The sequence below is a fragment of the Nocardioides piscis genome (assembly GCF_011300215.1).
GTDB lineage: Bacteria > Actinomycetota > Actinomycetes > Propionibacteriales > Nocardioidaceae > Nocardioides > Nocardioides piscis.
The window spans coordinates 3,242,297-3,259,817 of sequence record NZ_CP049866.1; the positions used below are offsets into that span (position 1 = coordinate 3,242,297).

At 70.7% G+C, this 17,521-nt stretch carries 16 protein-coding genes; 7 read left to right on the plus strand and 9 right to left on the minus strand.

The genetic code is table 11. The features are described from left to right. Nucleotides 1–21: 21 nt before the first annotated feature. Genes dmpG through G7071_RS15935 form a run of 3 tightly spaced genes read right to left on the minus strand, consistent with a single transcriptional unit; the run spans nt 22 to nt 2,884 of the window. Entirely contained in the window at nt 22–1,104 is a 1,083-nt protein-coding gene (dmpG, locus tag G7071_RS15925; protein ID WP_166320383.1) for a 4-hydroxy-2-oxovalerate aldolase, read from the minus strand. Beyond that, nucleotides 1,101–2,036 (minus strand): acetaldehyde dehydrogenase (acetylating), encoded by a 936-nt coding sequence (locus G7071_RS15930; protein ID WP_166320384.1) that lies wholly within the window; start codon nt 2,034–2,036, stop codon nt 1,101–1,103. Before G7071_RS15930 ends, dmpG begins: the two co-directional genes overlap by 4 nt. A gap of 2 nt (nt 2,037–2,038) precedes the next feature. Continuing rightward, nucleotides 2,039–2,884, minus strand: coding sequence for a 2-keto-4-pentenoate hydratase (locus G7071_RS15935; RefSeq protein WP_246210067.1), 846 nt, complete (start codon nt 2,882–2,884; stop codon nt 2,039–2,041). 34 nt (nt 2,885–2,918) lie between these two features. Between G7071_RS15935 and kstD the strand changes: the two genes are divergently transcribed. The 4 genes from kstD to G7071_RS15955 all read left to right on the plus strand — a co-directional run bounded on the left by kstD (nt 2,919) and on the right by G7071_RS15955 (nt 6,893). Beyond that, complete coding sequence (gene kstD, locus G7071_RS15940; protein WP_206062830.1) at nt 2,919–4,616, plus strand: 3-oxosteroid 1-dehydrogenase; 1,698 nt, start codon at nt 2,919–2,921, stop codon at nt 4,614–4,616. A gap of 44 nt (nt 4,617–4,660) precedes the next feature. Next, the gene (locus tag G7071_RS15945; RefSeq protein ID WP_166320385.1) at nt 4,661–5,515 is read left to right on the plus strand and encodes a MaoC/PaaZ C-terminal domain-containing protein; all 855 of its coding nucleotides are present in this window, start codon (nt 4,661–4,663) and stop codon (nt 5,513–5,515) included. A gap of 153 nt (nt 5,516–5,668) precedes the next feature. Beyond that, nucleotides 5,669–6,271 (plus strand): dienelactone hydrolase family protein, encoded by a 603-nt coding sequence (locus tag G7071_RS15950; protein ID WP_206062831.1) that lies wholly within the window; start codon nt 5,669–5,671, stop codon nt 6,269–6,271. Between the two features lie 139 nt (nt 6,272–6,410). Further along, a complete protein-coding gene (locus tag G7071_RS15955) occupies nt 6,411–6,893 on the plus strand; it encodes a P-loop nucleotide/nucleoside kinase family protein (RefSeq protein ID WP_166320386.1) in 483 nt (160 codons plus the stop codon). On the opposite strand, the gene G7071_RS15960 is transcribed toward G7071_RS15955, so the two are convergent. Genes G7071_RS15960 through G7071_RS15970 form a run of 4 tightly spaced genes read right to left on the minus strand, consistent with a single transcriptional unit; the run spans nt 6,871 to nt 11,697 of the window. Next, nucleotides 6,871–8,094 carry a lipid-transfer protein gene (locus G7071_RS15960; protein WP_166320387.1) on the minus strand — a complete coding sequence of 408 codons (1,224 nt, stop codon included), beginning with the start codon at nt 8,092–8,094 and terminating at the stop codon, nt 6,871–6,873. The two genes, G7071_RS15955 and G7071_RS15960, sit on opposite strands and share 23 nt — an antisense overlap. Continuing rightward, a complete protein-coding gene (locus G7071_RS19435; protein ID WP_281351692.1) occupies nt 8,091–8,621 on the minus strand; it encodes a hotdog family protein in 531 nt (176 codons plus the stop codon). Before G7071_RS19435 ends, G7071_RS15960 begins: the two co-directional genes overlap by 4 nt. After that, nucleotides 8,591–9,514, minus strand: coding sequence for a bifunctional MaoC family dehydratase N-terminal/OB-fold nucleic acid binding domain-containing protein (locus G7071_RS19440; RefSeq protein ID WP_246210068.1), 924 nt, complete (start codon nt 9,512–9,514; stop codon nt 8,591–8,593). Before G7071_RS19440 ends, G7071_RS19435 begins: the two co-directional genes overlap by 31 nt. After that, complete coding sequence (locus tag G7071_RS15970; protein WP_166320388.1) at nt 9,511–11,697, minus strand: acyl-CoA dehydrogenase family protein; 2,187 nt, start codon at nt 11,695–11,697, stop codon at nt 9,511–9,513. The genes G7071_RS19440 and G7071_RS15970 overlap by 4 nt, the downstream gene beginning before the upstream one ends. A 130-nt stretch (nt 11,698–11,827) precedes the next feature. Here G7071_RS15970 and G7071_RS19445 point away from each other — a divergent pair, with 130 nt between their 5' ends. Then, nucleotides 11,828–12,262: an alpha/beta fold hydrolase gene (locus G7071_RS19445; RefSeq protein WP_246210069.1), complete on the plus strand. Its 435-nt coding sequence runs from the start codon at nt 11,828–11,830 to the stop codon at nt 12,260–12,262. Nucleotides 12,263–12,318: 56 nt separating this feature from the next. Further along, nucleotides 12,319–12,657 (plus strand): alpha/beta fold hydrolase, encoded by a 339-nt coding sequence (locus G7071_RS19450; protein ID WP_246210071.1) that lies wholly within the window; start codon nt 12,319–12,321, stop codon nt 12,655–12,657. Here G7071_RS19450 and G7071_RS15980 read toward each other — a convergent pair. Further along, nucleotides 12,620–14,026, minus strand: a complete 1,407-nt coding sequence (locus tag G7071_RS15980) for a WS/DGAT/MGAT family O-acyltransferase (protein ID WP_166320389.1) — start codon at nt 14,024–14,026, stop codon at nt 12,620–12,622. The two genes, G7071_RS19450 and G7071_RS15980, sit on opposite strands and share 38 nt — an antisense overlap. Before the next feature lie 67 nt (nt 14,027–14,093). Between G7071_RS15980 and G7071_RS15985 the strand changes: the two genes are divergently transcribed. Next, on the plus strand, nt 14,094–15,398 hold the full coding sequence (locus G7071_RS15985; RefSeq protein ID WP_166320390.1) for an alpha/beta hydrolase: 1,305 nt from the start codon (nt 14,094–14,096) through the stop codon (nt 15,396–15,398). Nucleotide 15,399: 1 nt separating this feature from the next. Here G7071_RS15985 and G7071_RS15990 read toward each other — a convergent pair whose 3' ends face one another. Further along, nucleotides 15,400–17,496: an acyl-CoA dehydrogenase family protein gene (locus G7071_RS15990; protein WP_166320391.1), complete on the minus strand. Its 2,097-nt coding sequence runs from the start codon at nt 17,494–17,496 to the stop codon at nt 15,400–15,402. Between the last annotated feature and the right edge of the window lie 25 nt (nt 17,497–17,521).

Below are 17,521 nucleotides of genomic sequence, written 5' to 3' on the forward strand. Positions count from 1 at the left end.
GTCGGCCCGACCGTCATGGCCTTATCGTCCGGCGCCGGCCTTGAGCATCAGTGCGATGTCGATCAGCTGGTCCTCCTGGCCGCCGATCAGCTTGCGCCGACCAGCCTCGGCCAGGATCGCGGCACCCGAGACGCCGTAGCGCTCGGCGGCGTTGCCGGCGTGCTTGAGGAAGCTGGAGTAGACCCCGGCGTAGCCCATCATCATGGTCATCCGGTCCAGCCGGCACTCGTCGGGCATGGCGGGACGCACGACGTCCTCGGAGGCGTCGATGATCTTCATGAAGTCGACGCCGGTGCGCCAGCCGAGCTTGTCGCAGATGCCCACGAACGCGTCGAGCGGCGTGTTGCCGGCGCCGGCGCCGAAGCGCCGCACCGAGCCGTCGATCTGCGTCGCTCCCGCCCGGACGGCCATGACGGTGTTGCCGGCGCCGAGGTCGAGGTTCTCGTGGCCGTGGAAGCCCACGGTGGCGTCCGACCCGATCTCGGCGACGACGGCCGAGACCCGGTCGGAGACACCCTCCAGGATCAGCGCCCCGGCGGAGTCGACGACATAGACGCACTGACAGCCGGCGTCGACCATGATCCGGGCCTGCCGGGCCAGCACCTCGGGCGGTTGGGTGTGGCTCATCATCAAGAAGCCGACGGTCTCCAGGCCCAGCTCGCGGGCCAGCCCGAAGTGCTGCTCGGAGGTGTCGGCCTCGGTGCAGTGGGTGGCGATGCGGCAGATCGACCCGCCGTTGCCCTGCGCCTCGCGGATGTCGTCCTTGGTGCCGACCCCCGGCAGCATCAGGAAGGCGATCTTGGCGCGCGTGGCCGTCTCGGCCGCCACCTTGATCAGCTCCTGCTCGGGCGTGTGGCTGAAGCCGTAGTTGAAGCTGGAGCCGCCGAGCCCGTCGCCGTGCGTCACCTCGAGGACAGGGACGCCGGCCTCGTCGAGGGCACCGATGATCGAGCGCACCTCCTCGACGTTGAACTGGTGGCGCTTGTGGTGCGAGCCGTCGCGCAGGCAGGTGTCGGTGAGCCGGATGTCGAGCCCGGAGTCGGGCTCGGTGTCGGTCCAGGTGCGCTCGAGCTGGTTGAGCGCTGCGGGTCCACTGATGCTCATCGTGCGGTCTCCTCGGTCTGCCCCTGCGTGGCGTGCCCCTGCTTGGTGTGCACAGCCATTCCCTCGCCTGCACGCGTCGCGGCGGCGGTCATGATGTCGAGGTTTCCGGAGTACGGCGGCAGGAAGTCGCCCGCGCCCTCCACCTCGATGAAGATGCTGACCTTGGTCGCACCGCGGGTCGCCGGCGAGGGGTCGTCGAACTGTGGCTCCTGCAGCAACCGGTAGCCGGGGACGTAGTCCTGGACCGCTGCCACCATCTGGTGCACGGAGGCGGTGATGGCCTCGCGGTCGGCGTCGGCAGCCACGGCGCAGAAGATCGTGTCTCGCATGATCATCGGCGGCTCGGCGGGGTTGAGGATGATGATGGCCTTGCCCTGCTCGGCCCCACCGATGCTCTCCACGCCGGCGGCGGTGGTGCGGGTGAACTCGTCGATGTTCTGGCGGGTGCCGGGGCCGGCGCTCAGCGACGCGACGGAGGCCACGATCTCGGCGTACGACACCGGGGTGGCGCGGGAGACGGCGGCGACCATCGGGATGGTCGCCTGCCCGCCGCAGGTGATCATGTTGACGTTGTCGGCGGCTGCGTGCTCGTTGCCGTTGACTGCCGGGATGACGGCCGGGCCAACGGCGGCCGGGGTCAGGTCGACCGCCCGGATGCCGGCCTCGCGATAGCGCGGGGCGTATTCGCGGTGGATGTAGGCGCTGGTGGCCTCGAAGATCAGGTCGGGCAGCTCGTCCTGCTTGAGCAGCCAGTCGACACCCTCGTGGCTGGCGACCAGTCCCTGTTTCTCGGCACGTGCCAGGCCCGGTGACTCGGGGTCGACGCCGATCATCCACCGCGGCTCGATGAGGTCGCTGCGCAGCAGCTTGTACATCAGGTCGGTGCCGATGTTGCCGGGCCCGACGATCGCGGCGGTCAGCTTGCCTGCCATGTCTACTCCTCGAACTGCACGTTGAGCGGGGGGAAACCACTGATGCGGGCCTCGACCGAGTCGCCGGCGGCGAACGGGACGAAGGCGCCGAGCGCACCGGACAGGACCAGGTGACCTGCCCGGAGCGGGTCACCGAAGCGGTGGGCCTGGACTGCGAGCCAGCGCAAGGCTTCCAGAGGATCGCCGAGACAGGCGGCGCCTGTGCCACTGGACAGGACCTCGCCGTTGATGAGCAGCTCCATGGTGACCTCGCGCGGCACCAGCTCCTCGAGGCTGCGGCCCTGGTCGCCGACCACGAACAGCCCGCTCGAGGCGTTGTCGGCCACCGTGTCGGTGAACCCGATGTCCCAGCCGGCGATCCGCGAGTCGACGATCTCCAGCGACGGCAGCGCGACGTCGACCGCCTCGCGCACGAGGTCGAGCGTGATGTCGGCACCGTCGGCAGGGTCGATGTCGCGAGCCAGCACGAAGGCGACCTCGGCCTCGACCCGCGGCTGGACGAGAGTGCGCATCGAGATCGCTCCGCCGCCCGCACGCGCGCCGTGACTGACGTCCATGTCGTCGAGGAGATAGCCGAAGTCGGGCTGGTCGACGCCCAGCTGCCGCTGCACCGCCTCTGAGGTGGCACCGATCTTGCGGCCCACCACGCGTGCTCCGTCGGCGAGCCGGCGCTGGACCAGGCCCTGCTGGACGGCATAGGCGGCGGTCAGGTCGTCGGTGCCGATGAGGTCACGCACGGGCGCGCACGGCTTCCGGGACTCCTGGGCTGCTGCCAGACGGTCGACGGCGGCCCGCACGGCCCGGTCGGCGCCACTGATCTGGTCGGTCACGGGGTCGTCTGAGGTCACCGCGACATACTAGAACCTGTTACAGTTTTGCGCCATGAGCACCCCTGGTTCGAGGCCTTCCACCCTGCTGCCGGAGCAGGTCGACGTCGTCGTGGTCGGTGCCGGTGGCGCCGGAATGGCGGCGGCGCTGGCGGCAGCCGCCAGACACGGCCTGCAGACGATCGTGGTCGAGAGCAGCGAGACTTTCGGCGGGTCCACCGCTCGCTCCGGCGGCGGGGTCTGGATCCCGGGCAACTACGCGCTGCGCGACGCCGGCCAGGTCGATCCCGGCGACCTCGACGCGGCGAAGCTCTATCTCGACTCGATCGTCGGCGACCGGGTGCCGAAGGTCCGCCGCGACACCTATCTCGAGCGCGGTCCCGAGCTGCTGGACTTCCTCAAGGAGCAGACGCCGACCCGCTTCGCGTGGGTCCCGGAATACGCCGACTATTTGCCCGAGCGACCGGGTGGGCGCGCTCGCGGTCGCAGCGTCGAGCCGGTTCCGATGGACGGCTCGTTCCTCGGCGACGAGCTGGACCGGCTCACCAAGCCCTACACCAAGGCCCCGGCCAACATGATCGTGACGCAGGCCGACTTCCGGAAGATCAGCCTGGGCATGCGGACGGTCCGCGGACCGATCACGATGGCCAAGGTGCTCGTCAAGCGCATCATCAGCGGCCTGCGGGGCCGACGCATGTATGCCATGGGCAACGCGATCGTCATCGGCCTGCGCAAGGGCCTGATCGACCACGGGGTCGACGTCTTCTACTCCACCCCCCTGGTCGGCCTGGTCACCCAGGACGGCCGGGTCGTGGGGGTCGAGGTGGAGCGTGACGGGGTGCGGTCCACCATCCGTGCCGGTCGTGGGGTGATCCTCGGCTCCGGAGGCTTCGAGCAGAACCAGGAGCTGCGCGAGAAGTTCCTCCCCCAGCCCACGTCGAGCGAATGGACGACAGGGGCCGAGAGCAACACCGGGGCCGGCCACGAGGCAGGCATCGCCATCGGTGCGGCGACCGACCTGATGGACGACGCCTGGTGGGGCCCGACGATCCCCCTTCCCCGCGGCCCGTGGTTCTGCCTCGCCGAGCGCAACCTGCCTGGCTCGATCATCGTCAACTCGGCCGGCCAGCGCTTCATGAACGAGGCGCTGCCCTATGTCGAGGCCACCCACGCCATCTATGAGGCCCACGAGACGGGCCCCAGCGCCGTACCAGCCTGGATGATCATCGACCAGCGCTACCGCAACCGCTACCTCTTCGCCGGGCTCTCGCCGCGCCAGCCCTTCCCGGGTCGGTGGTACAAGCACGGCACGATCAAGAGGGGCGCCTCGCTGGCCGAGCTCGCCGTCCAGATCGAGGTCCCGGCCGGCGCCCTCGAGGAGACGATCCTGCGGTTCAACGGCTTCGCCGAGACCGGCGTCGACGCCGACTTCCACCGCGGCGAGAGCGCCTACGACAAGTACTACTCCGACCCCACGGTCAAGCCCAACCCCTCCCTGCACTCCATCGACCAGGGTCCCTTCTATGCCGTGAAGATCGTGCCCGGCGACCTCGGCACCAAGGGTGGCCTCGTCACCGACGAGCGCGCCCGGGTGCTGCGGCCCGACGGCGCTGTCATCGAGGGCCTGTATGCCGCGGGCAACGTGTCGTCGGCGGTCATGGGGAACACCTATGCCGGTCCCGGCGCCACCATCGGCCCGGCCATGGTCTTCGGCTACCTCGCCGCCGAGGACATCGCCAACGCCGGAGGTTGACGACGGCCCCAGTCCCCGTCACGACACCCCTCGAAAGGACAACAATGCCCATCGACCCCGCGGTCGCCATCGGCGCCCAGCTGCCCGACCGGACCTTCTCCTGGGCCGAGCCGGACGTCCAGCTCTACCAGCTCGCGCTCGGGGCCACCGACCTGCGGCACACGCTGGAGACCCACGGGCTCCAGGTGCTGCCGAGCTTCGGCGTCGTCGCCCCCTCGTTCCACGAGACCGACCCGCCGCCGCTGGACCTGCCGGGCTGCGACATCAACCTGTCGCAGGTGGTGCACGGTTCGCAGTCGGTGTCGGTGACCGGTCCGCTGCCGACCTCGGGCACCGCGACGCTGTCGACGCGGATCAGCGATGTCTGGGACAAGGGCAAGGCAGCCGTGATCTGGCAGGAGGGGGTCGCTCGTTCCGAGGCCGGTGAGGAGCTGTGGACTGTGCGCTCCTCGATCTTCGTCCGCGGCGAGGGCGGCTTCGGCGGCTCCCGGGGGTCGTCGGAGGCCGTCGAGATCCCCGACCGCGCACCCGACGCATCGACCACGTTCGACGTCTCCCCGCAGCAGGCGCTCCTCTACCGCCTCTGCGGCGACCGCAACCCGCTCCATGCAGACCCGGAGTTCGCCGAGGCGGCCGGCTTCCCCGCGCCGATCCTGCACGGCCTGTGCACCTATGGGATCGTCCTGCGCGAGGTCACCGACGCCCTGCTCGGGGGCGACACCTCCAGGGTCAGCGGGTTCACCGCCCGCTTCGCCGGCGTCGTCTTCCCCGGCGAGACGATCCGTGTCGACGCATGGGACACCGGCGAGCAGGTCGTGGTCGACGCCACCGTCGCCTCGCCGGGCCGGGCCGGCGAACGGCGTCCAGCACTCGCCGACTGCGTGGTCACCAAGGCCTGAGGCGGTCGCCCGCCGCCATACTGCTCCGGTGACCTTCCCGAACGACTGGACGCAGAGCACCCACACCCACGCCGGGGTCAGCCACCCGACATACCGGCGTGGCGCGGGCCCTGGCGTGATCGTGATCCACGAGATCCCCGGCATCACCCCGAGGTGGCCGGCTTCGCCGAGGAGGTCGTGGACGCGGGCTACACCGTGGTCATGCCGAGCCTCTTCGGCAAGGACGGCGCAGGAATGACGCCGCTCTCGACCGCGCGCGCGTTGCGCCAGGTGTGCGTGAGCCGGGAGTTCACCAAGCTGCGCACCGGCGAGACGACCCCCGTCGCAGGCTGGCTCCGCTCCCTCGCCCGAGACCTCCATGCCGAGCTGGGCGGCCCCGGCGTGGGCGCGCTCGGCATGTGCTTCACGGGCGGGTTCGCGCTCGCGATGATGGTGGACGCACCCGTCACTGCCCCGGTGCTGTGCCAGCCCAGCACGCCCTTCGTCCCTGGCCGCAAGCGCGCTGCCGACCTCAACCTCTCCCCCGCCGACCTCGACATCGTCAAGGGCAGGTGCGCCGCCGGTCAGCAGGTCCTCGGGCTCCAGTTCCGCAAGGATCCGCTGACGGGCACCCGGTTCGAGACCCTCACGCGTGAGCTGGGAGACGCCTTCATCCGGGTCGAGTTCGACGGCATCGGACACTCGACGGTCACCACCCACCGCCAGCAGGCGGGCGTGGACGCCGTGCTCGCGTTCTTCGCCGACAACCTGCGCTGAGGTCGCCGGCCGTTCACCGGGGCGGCGTGGGTGCGGGACTGTTCGGTGATGGCCGACGGCGGCGCGCGCGAGCCTTCCGGCGGCATCTCGGGACCTCCGACCCGGGCGGGTCCGAGGTGTGCAGGGCTAGCCTCGTCATGTGAACCTGATCGTGATGTCCGGACTCCCGGGCACCGGAAAGACCACCATCGCCCACCAGCTGGCGGTCGGGTTCGAGTGCGCGGTCATCTCCGTCGACACCATCGAGCGCGGCCTGCAGGAGGCCGGCATCGATCCCGCCCAGCCGACCGGCCCGGCGGCATACGCCGTCGCGAGCCGGCTCGTCGACGTCCAGCTCAGCCTCGGGCTCTCGGTGATCGTGGACGCCGTCAACAACGACCCGCATCACCGCCAGGCGTGGCTCGGCCTGGCGCACGCCCACGGTGCGGACGTCAGCGTGGTCATGGTCGTGTGCTCGGACGAAGAGCTCCACCGGCAACGGCTGACGGCCCGCCGGCGGGAGCGCTGGGCATCCTCGTGGGAGCAGGTGCTCGAGCTCCGCGAGACCTGGACTCCATGGCCGATCGAGACGGAGACCATCGACACGGCGACGGCCCAGGTCAACGATCCACGCCGAGGATGAGCCCGCTGGTCGGCACGCCGGTCCCGGCCGTCACGAGCGTGTGAACGGCGCCGTCCACCTGGTTGACGGACGTGCCTCGCATCTGGCGCACGCCCTCGGCGATGCCGTTCATGCCGTGGATGTAGGCCTCGCCCAGCTGGCCGCCGTGGGTGTTGACCGGGAGCCGTCCGCCGAGCTCGATCGCACCGTCGGCGACGAATCCGGGCGCCTCGCCCCTGCCGCAGAAGCCGAGCTCCTCGAGCTGCATCAAGACGTAGGGCGTGAAGTGGTCATAGAGCACCGCGGTGTCGATGTCGGCCGGGGACAGCCCGGACTGCGCCCACAGTGCGCGCCCGACCACCCCGATCTCCGGGATGCCGATGTCGTCTCGGTAGTAGGAGGTCATCACGAACTGGTCGCTGCCGCTGCCCTGGGCAGCAGCCAGGACGGGTACGGCGCCGGCCGCCAGGTCGCGCGCGCGCTCGGTCGTGGTCACGACGACCGCGACGGCACCGTCGGACTCCTGGCAGCAGTCGAGCAGGCGTAGCGGATCGGCGATCAACCGCGAGGCCTGGTGGTCCTCGATGGTGATCGGCTTCTCGTGGAAGAACGCTGCCGGGTTGGTCGCCGCGTGCCGGCGGTCGGCCACGGCCACCGCCCCGAAGTCACGGGAGGTGGCGCCGTACTCGTGCATGTAGCGCCTGGCCTGCATCGCCACCGTGGCAGCCGGCGTGGAGAGCCCGTGGGGATAGGTCCAGGCGTTGTCGAGGCCGTTGGTGTTGACCTGGGCCGCCGCCCACTGGGAGACCTGGCCGAACCGCATCCCGGAGCGCTCGTTGAAGCCGCGGTAGGCCACGACGGTGGTCGCCATGCCGGTGGCCACCGCCATCGCTGCTTGTTGAACCGTGGCGCAGGCTGCCCCGCCGCCGTAGTTGATCCGGGAGAAGAACGACAGCTCCCCCATCCCCAGCTCGCGGGCCAGGGCGATCTCGGACGAGTTGTCCATCGTGAAGGTGACCAGGCCGTCGATGTCGGACGGCGACAGGCCGGCGTCGGCCAGTGCGGCCAGCGTCGCCTCCGCCGAGAGCTGGAGCTCGCTGCGGCCCGACTCCTTGGAGAACTCGGTCGCGCCGATGCCCGCGATCGCGGCTGCGCCGCTGAACGGGAGAGCCGCTGCGCCGCTGAAGGGGAGAGCGGCCGCACCGCTGGTCGGGACGCTCATCGGGACTCCTCCGGTGCTGACAGGTCGGGGACGAACGAGACCCGCGCGCAGACGTGCTGGCCGAGCGCGCAGGCGCCGACCACGTCGACGAGGGTCACCCCACCTTCGGCAGCGGGCTCCTCGGAGACGATCGACCCGGTGAAGGTCAGGGTGTCACCGGCATAGGCGGGCGCGCCGAGACGCAGCGCGCAGGAGGTGATGCGGACGCGCCCTCGGTCCGAGGCCACGGCCCAGTCGCCGACGAACTTCTGCACGAGCCCGGTCGTGGTGAGGATGTTGGGGAAGATGTCCTTGGACCCGCGCTCGACGGCGAGGTCGCGGTCGTGGTGGACGTCCTGGAAGTCCCGGGTCGCGATGGCCCCGGAGACGATCAGGGTCGGCGTGACGGCGACCTGCCAGGCGGGCAGGTCGGGTTCTGGAGCAGCCGCGTCATCCGGAGCTTCACCTGTCGCTGCGGGTTCGGATGACGCATCCGCGACCCGCCAGGAGGCGAGCGTCAGGTCGTCGTCGATCTTGTCGAAGACCACCTCGACCTCGTCACCGATGGCCAGCTCGTGTCCCGGTGGAGCCTGGACCGCCCCACCATCCGCACTCCCTCGGGCAGCTCGACGAGAGCCAGCGGGAGGGGCAGCTGCTTGCCGGGGACCTGCGGGGCGTGATGGACCAGGAACGAGAAGATCGTCCCGCGGCCGCTGGCCAGGACGTGACCACGGTCCATCGCGTGGCAGTCAGGACACACCGGTCCGGGCGGGTGGCGAAGCGCCCCGCAGGCGTTGCACTTCTGGATCCGCAGCTCGCCGGCCCTGGTGCCGGCGAAGAAGAACTCGTTGTCGCGGTTGACCACCGGTCGCACGGTCCGGGTCTTGTCGACACTCGGGCGGCCCGTCCCGGGCTTGAACTTCAGCACCCGGAAGGTCATGGTCGCGACGGCCTCGCTCTCCCCGTCAGCGGTGGTCACCCACCAGGTGTTGAGGGTGGTCACGAAGTAGCCCTCGCCCACACCGGTCTGCTTCGGTCCGACGACGGACTCGAGCCGGGTCGTGATCGCCGGTCGCTCGCCCGGCTTCAGGCAACGGGCGTAGGTCTGGTCGCAGTTGGTGCCCAGCACCGACGTGAACCCGGCCTCGTCCAGCAACTGCATCGTCCCGTGCAGGGGGTCGTCAGCCGGGCGGTGCGGGTCGAGGCCGTACATCGTCCACACCTGCGCCATCGCCGGCGGTGCCACGGCGTCCGGCCCCTGCCAGCGCGGATCGGTGTCGCCCATCGCCTCGGCCCAGTGACGGATCATCGCCACGTTGACCTCGTCGAGCGCGGGGCGCGGCTCGGTGTCACCACGAGCGATGAACTCGTCGGCCCGCGCCATGATCCAGTCGTGGCTGCCGACCTCCGCGGTCGTCGTCACCTCGCTCGGGCCCCTCACCGGGGGACCCTCGGCAGACCCAGGCCGAACATCGCGATCAGCTCGCGCTGCACCTCGTTGACGCCGCCACCGAAGGTGATGACGAGGTTGCGCTTGGCCTGGCCGTCGAGATAGCCCACGAGGTCGGCCGTGTCGGGATCGGAGGGGTCACCGTGGCGGGCCACGACGTCGGCCAGGACCCGGCCGACGTGCTGGACGCGCTCGGACGCGAAGACCTTGGACGAGGACGCGTCCGCCACCGAGATCTCGCCCTTCGCCGCGGCCCGGGCCACCTCCCAGTTGAGCAGCTCGTTGACCCGGAAGATGGCCGTGACCTCGCCCAGGGCTGCCTCCACGTCGGGCAGGTGGCGGCAGCCGACGGCCTCGGCCCAGGCAGCCACCCGGTCGCGCAGGCCCTCCAGACGGCCCGCCGGGCCGAGCATGACGCGCTCGTGGTTGAGCTGGGTGGTGATCAGCTTCCAGCCGGCGTTCTCCTCGCCGACCAGCATGTCGACCGGCACGCGCACGTCGTTGAAGTAGGTCGCGTTGGTGTGGTGGGCGCCGTCGACGGTGATGATCGGCGTCCAGGAATAGCCGGGGTCGGTGGTGTCGACGATCAGGATCGAGATGCCCTTGTGCTTGGGGGCGTCGGGATCGGTGCGGACGGCGAGCCACAGGTAGTCGGCCTGGTGCCCGCCGGTCGTCCACAGCTTCTGGCCGTTGACGACGTAGTGGTCGCCATCGCGTCTGGCCGTGGTGCGCAACGACGCCAGGTCGGTGCCCGCGTCGGGTTCGGAATAGCCGATCGCGAAGTGGACGTCACCCTCCAGGATCCGCTTGAGGAACATCTCCTTCTGCTTCGAGGTGCCCCGCTTCTGCAACGTCGGACCGACTGTCTGCAGGGTCACCGCAGGCAGGTGCACGTCGGCGCGCTGGGCCTCGTTGGTGAAGATCGTCTGCTCGACCTCGCCGAGCCCGCGACCGCCGTATTCCTCGGGCCAGCCCACGCCCATCCACCCGTCGGCCCCCAGCTGCCGGATCGTCCGCTCATAGGCCGCGCCGTGCCGCTCGCGCGCCATCTCCTTGTGGTCCTCGGGCGAGACCAGGCCGGAGAAGTAGTCACGCACCTCGGCCTTGAGGGCGCGCTGCGCCTCGGTGAGCTCGAGGTTCTTGGTCTCGGCCGCCTCGATGCCCACCATCGGCAGGGTGCCGGCAGGCCCCCCGAGCGCGTGGGTGATGTCGGTCAGCCACGAGTAGTAGTGGTGGAGCGGGTAGGTCTCGTCGACGCCCATGCCTCCGTGCAGGTGGTGGCACGTGTGGATGGCGGCAGGCCCCTCCAGGCAGGTCCAGTAGGCGGCCACCGCGAGGTCGTCGCTCACGTCGACCCCCTGCACGATGCGCCACACCACCTGGTCGGCCGTGAGGTCGATCGTGCGCGAGGCGATGTAGACGTCAGCGATCTGCATCGCGACCGCCTGGAACTCCGCGAGCGCCCGGCCGAACTGCGAGCGCCCCTTGATGTGGTCGGCCGTGAGGTCACGGGCACCGGCCAGCAGTCCCGCCGCGAGCAGCACGAGCCCGGCGACGGCGTTCTCGCGAGCGATCCGGGCCGCACCGTCCCCGGGGAGCAGGTCGATGGGCGCGTTGTCGAGGACCACGGTGTGCTCGACGACCCCGTCGAGGAGCGCCCGGCTCGAGGCCGACTCGACCAGCGTGACCCCGGGCGCGGCGGGGTCCACGAGCCCGACCACGGGTCGGCCGTCGTGGCTGGCGCTGACCAGGATCGCGGTGGCGTCGGCGGCATACTGGACACCGATCTTGCGACCGGTGACCCGATCACCCGACACGACGGTCGCGGGCTCCGGGGCGAAGCCTCGTCCGACCTCGCACAGCGCCGCCGCCAGGAGGACGTCGCCCGACGCGATCCCGGGCAGCAGCGTCTTCTGCTGCTCGTCGCTGCCGGCCGCGACCAGGGTCAGCGCCCCGACGCACAGCGTCTCCCACACCGGCAGCTGCACGGCGTGCTGTCCGACGGACCGGAGCACGACTGCCAGCTCCTCCAGGCCCAGTCCCTCGCCACCGTGGTCGGTCGGGACCACCAGCGAGAGCAGCCCGGACCCGGCGAGCGCCTGCCAGTCGCTCGATCGGTCGATGACCTCCGTGACGACGGCGCGGACCGCCTCCACCTCTTCTGACGGACCCATCTGACAACCTCCGGAGCGACGCCGACACGACGAAAACTGGAACGTGTTCTAGTCTAGCGGACATGTTGTCCCCGTTCGAAGCCCTCCGGCGCGGGGTCTACATGCCCTACGCGCGCATCCCCCCGGTGCCATGGTCGAGCTCCCCGGCCGGGGTGAGACGTTCGTGACCGACACCCCGGGACCGACGCCCGACTCCCCCGCCATCCTGCTGCTCCACGCCGTGGGCACCACGGGCCTGTTGAGCTGGTATCCCGCGATCAAGCCGCTGTCGCAGCGGTTCCGGGTGCTGACGATGGACCAGCGCTGGCACGGACGCGGCATCCAGTCCCCTGAGTTCTCCCTGAGCGACTGCGCCGACGACGCGGCCGCGCTGATCGAGGTGCTGGGCCTGCGCGACCCGATCGTGGGTGGCTACTCGATGGGTTCCATGATCGCCCAGCTCGTATGGCGCCAGCACCCCGACCTGGTCGAGGGCCTCGTCCTCGGCGCGACCACCGACCACTTCCGCAACACGCCGTGGGAGAGGGGCTTCCACGCCTCGATGGAGCTGGCGATGGGGGGCTGAGAGAGGTCTCGCGCTCTCGCACGCTGGTCCATGCAGGCCGTCGAGCCGTGCGGGCCGTGGACCCGAAGACCAGCGACATCCACGAGTGGGCCCTGACCGAGCTGCGGCGCACCAGCCCGTGGGCGGTCGGTCAGGCGGTGGCGGCCCTGGGCCGGCACCACACCCGGCCGTGGCTGTCTCGTATCGACGTCCCGACCGCGGTCATCGTCACCCAGCACGACCGGGTGATCCCGCCGGCTCGTCAGTATGCGGTGGCGCGCAGCATCCCCGGCGCCACCGTCCACGACATCCCGGCCGGCCACGCCGCCTGCGTGCTGCAGGCCGAGATCTTCGTGCCTGCCCTCTTCGAGGCAGCCGTCACTGTCGCTGCGCGGAAGGGCGAGCTGCGTCGCTGAGGACGGCAAGCTCCTCGGGGAAGCGGGCGACGAGGTCGTCCACGTCCGCGACCGACTCGCGGCAGGCGAGGATGCCGATGTGCATCTGGCCGGCGTTGCTCATCAGGGTGATGTTGAGGCCGGCTCCGTGGAAGACCGGCCCGAAGGCGTAGAGGCCCTCGATCCTGGCGCCGACGAAGTAGAGCGGCACAGGCGGACCGGGCACGTTGGACACCACGAGGTTGTGCACGACCGGGTGCTTCTCGGCCAGCCGCAGGCTGGCGTAGGCACGCACCGCCAGGCCGAAGGTGCGCGGGGCGGCGAACTCGGCCCAGTCCTGCAGGGCGTCCGCGCTGACCGCCTTGTTGTGCTCCTTGGCGTGGCGGTTTGCCTCGGCCAGCTCCTCCAGGCGCTCCAGCGGGTCCTCCACGTCGGTGCCGAGCCTGGCGAAGAGCGCCGAGACCTTGTTGTCACCCACGTCGCGCTTCGTCTCGTCGTGCACCGAGACCGGGACCGTCGCCAGCAGGGAGGTCTCGGGGAGCTCGCCGCGGCTCTCGAGATAGGAACGCAAGGCCCCGCCGGTCACCGCCATCACCACGTCGTTGACCGTGGCGCCGGTCGCCTCCTTGACGACCTTGATGTCGTCCAGCGACATCGTCGCGAGCCCGATGGTGCGGTGGCCGGTGATGGTGCCGTTGAAGGAGGTGCGCGGCGCGGAGAAGGGTGCTGCCATCGCCGTACCGGCGCGGGCGCGGCTCAGGGAGCCGGCCACGAGCTGGACCGAGGGCTTGAGGAGCCGCGGGACCGACAGTGGACGCGTCACCTGGGTCAGCATCCCGCGGCCGAACAGCTCGAGGTCGCCGGGCCGGTGGCCGAACGCGCCCTTGCCGCCGATGCGCAGCGGCTCGGAGTCGGGCTCGAGGCTGGTCAGGTGTGAGAGCAGGCTCGCTCCCGACACGCCGTCGACGGTGGAGTGGTGCATCTTGGTGAACACGCCGACCTTGTCACCGTCGTAGCCCTCGATCACCCACATCTCCCACAACGGGCGCGAGCGGTCGAGCTTCAGGCCGGCCAGGTGACCGAGCAGCTCGGTCAGCTCCTTGTAGCCACCCGGCTGGGGCAGGGCCAACCGGTGGACGTGACGATCGATGTCGAAGTGCGTGTCCTGGACCCACACGGGGTGGTCGAGGCGCAGCGGCACCTTCTTGAGCCGACGGGTGAAGTGGGTGACGTCGCGGACGCGCTGCTCGATCCCCGCACGCATCGCCGTGAAGGAGTAGCCCCCCGGCATGGTCTCGGGGTCGACGACGGCCAGGCCGCAGACGTGCATCAGCTGCTCCGGAGACTCCAGGTAGAGGAAGCTGGCGTCGAGGCCAGAGAGGCGATCCATGGTCCGCATGCTAGGGCAACGATTGGAACACGTTCTAGTTCTGCCCTGTGACCGATAGCATGCGCCCGTGAGCTACCTGCGACGCCAGACCATCATCGCCGCCCTGACCGCCAACGCGATCCGGCCGATACCCGGACTGCGAGCGGGTGTGCCCTCCTTCTTCGCGGGCTGGGTCTTCGGCGAGCTCGCCCCCCAGATGCTGGCGCTGACGGCCGCGGACACCGCGGCGCAGGCCGTTCGCGGCAAGCGGTCGAGGATCGGATTCGCGGCCGCGGCCCTGAGCGCGGTCGGGCTGGTCCACCTGATCCGGCAGTCACAGCAGGTCAAGGACTGCGTCGAGGACGCACTGGTCGAGGGGCTGGGCGTCGACTACGTCGAGCAGCTCGACGCTGCGCCCACGCCGGCCGACCTGGCCACACCGTGGCGCAAGCTCGTCAACCCGTTCCGGTTCTCCGACGACCGGGTGCAGGTCGAGAAGAACATCGCGTATGCCGAGTTCGGTCGCCGCTCCCTGCTCGACATCTATCGCCCCGCCGAGGTGGACCAGATCAAGGACGCCCCCGTCCTCCTGCAGGTGCACGGCGGTGGCTGGACGATCGGCAACAAGGACCAGCAGGGCATCCCCCTGATGCAGCACATGGCGCAGCGCGGCTGGGTGTGCGTGGCCATCAACTACCGCCTCGCCCCGCGCGACCCCTTCCCCGCTCACGTCATCGACGTGAAGCAGGCGATCGCCTGGGTCAAGGAGCACATCGCCGAGTACGGCGGCAACCCCGACTACGTCGTCATCACCGGTGGCTCGGCCGGTGGCCACCTCGCCACCCTGGCGGCCGTCACCCCCAACGCCAGGGAGTGGCAGCCCGGCTTCGAGGACGCCGATACCTCGGTGCAGGCCGCGGTCCCCCACTACGGGGTCTATGACTTCGCCGGCTCCACCGGCCTGCGCAGCGCGATCGGCATGCGCGACGCCTTCCTGGCCCCGCGCATCCTCAAGAAGAGCTGGGCCGACGAGCCCGAGGCCTTCGAAGCAGCCTCACCGATCCTGCGGGTCGACGGCGACGAGCCCGACTTCTTCATCCTCCACGGCGAGGCAGACACCCTGGTCGACGTCGGCCAGGCCCGCGCCTTCGTGGAGAAGCTGCGCAAGGTCTCCAAGAAGACGGTCGTCTATGCCGAGCTGCCGGGCGCCCAGCATGCCTTCGACATCTTCCCCTCCATCCGGTCGGCACACGTCGTGCGGGCCATCGAGCGCTACCTCGGCTGGCACTGGAACACCTGGCGAGCCGGCCTGTCCGTGACTGCCGACGTCAGCGACGTCGCCGACGCGCCCGAGGTCCCCGACGACGTCGACCAGGTGCCGGCGCAGGGCTGAGCTAGCGGGGCAGCCCCAGGATGCGCTCGGCTGCGACGTTGCGCAGGATCTGGGTGGTCCCGCCCGCGATCGACAGGCAGCGGGTCAGCAGCATCTCGTGGACGGCGGCGCGCGCCCCGGCGTCGTCGAGCAGCACCCCGGCGCCCAGCAGGTCGACCAGCAGCTCTGAGGCGTCCTGCCGGTTGCGCACGCCCAGGATCTTGGCGACGCTCGACTCCGCGCCCGGGCCCTGCCCTGCGAGCGCCTTGAGCGTGGAACGCGTCCCCAGCAGCGTGCAGACGGTGGCCAACGCGACCTGGCGCCCGACCCGAGCACGGTCGAGGTCCCCGTCCCCGACGGCCGCGACGCAGGCCTCGGTGCTCACCCCCAACCGGTGACCGGCCATCGCGACCCGCTCGTTGGCGAGCGTGGTGCGGGTGAGCTTCCAGCCGTCCCCGGGGCTGCCCACGACGAGCTCGTCGGGCACGAAGACGTTGTCGAGGAAGACCTCGTTGAACAGCGCGTCGCCCGTCATCTCGCGCAGGGGACGGATGTCGATGCCTTCGCTGGCCATGTCGAGCATGAAGTAGGTGATCCCCTTGTGCTGGGGCACGTCCGCGTCGGTGCGGGCCAGGCAGATCGCCCACTCGGCCTCCCGGGCCAGCGAGGTCCAGACCTTCTGGCCCGTGAGCCGCCAGCCGTCCCCGTCCCGCACCGCACGCGTGCGCAGGGACGCCAGGTCCGAGCCCGCACCGGGCTCGGAGAAGAGCTGGCACCACGTGATGTCGCCCAGCAGCGAGGCCCGGACGAACCTCTCCCGCTGCGCGTCGGTGCCGTGCTCGAGGATCGTCGGCACCGCCCAGCCTGCGATCTTGAGGTCGGGACGAGAGATCCCGGCGGCGGCGAGCTCCTGGTCGACGACGAGCTGGGTGACCGCGTCCGCGCCGAGTCCGTATGGCGCTGGCCAGTGCGGCATCAACAGGCCGGTCTCCACCAGGCCCGGCCGGGGGTCGGCGGCGTCCACGGCGGCGACGAGCGACGTGATCCCGGGTCGGACGGCCTCGTCCCGGCCGCCGAGGTCGACGTCGACCCGCCGGCGCTCCCCCGCGACGGCGGCGGCGGCGAGACGGGCCGCCGACGCGTCGGGCGATCCGGCCAGAGAGCCCACCAGGGTCCGCAGGGCGACGGCGCGTCGCAGATAGAGGTGGACGTCGTGCTCGAAGGTGAAGCCGATGCCGCCGAGCACCTGGATGCAGTCCTGCGCCACCTGGACGGCTCCGTCGAAGGCGACAGTGGCAGCGACGTCGACGGCGAAAGCCCACTGGCCGTGGTCCTGGGCATGGTCCTGGGCATGGTCCTGGGCCCGGGGTGAGGGCGAGGCGACCGAGGCCGCGTCCCAGGCGACCGCCTCGATCGCCTGCGTGGTCTCCAGCATCTGCGCGCAGAGGTGCTTGATGGCCTGGAAGGAGCCGATCTTGGCCCCGAACTGCTCGCGCACCCCTGCGTAGGCGACGGCCGTGTCGAGGCACCAGCGAGCGACGCCCGCCGCCTCTGCCGCTGCCAGGGTGACGGTGATGCGCGCGAGCGCGGCGCGGTCGACACCCTCGACGGCCCTGCCGCCGATGGTCGTCGCCCGACCGAACCGGCGGGTCAGGTCGAGGACGGGAGCCCCGGTCGTGACCGAGACCTCGTCACGACCCGCGACCATGACGGAGCCGTCAGCAGGCAGCAGGAAGAGATCCGCGGCGGTGGCGTCGAGCACCACGTCACCGATCGCGACGCCGACCCGGGTCCCCGCGCCGAGGGCTCCTGCGAGCTCCGACTCCCCGAGCAGGGTCGCGGCGATCGCCGTACCAAGCAGGCTGCCGGGGACCAGCGCGTAGGCGCAGGCCTCCAGCGCCACCGCGAGGTCGAGCACCGTCCCGCCCCCACCCCCGGCCGCCTCGGGCAGCGCGATCGTCGGCACGGACATCTCGCACACCGCCGACCAGACCTCCGCGAAGTCGGCCGAGGCGTCGTCCTCGGCGGCACGCACCGCGTCCAGGGGGTCGAGCGACAACGCCCACGACTGGATGCTGGCGCCGAGCTCGACGTGGTCCGTTGAGATGCCGAGCGACATGCGGACTCCTCACAGGGGCTGTCAC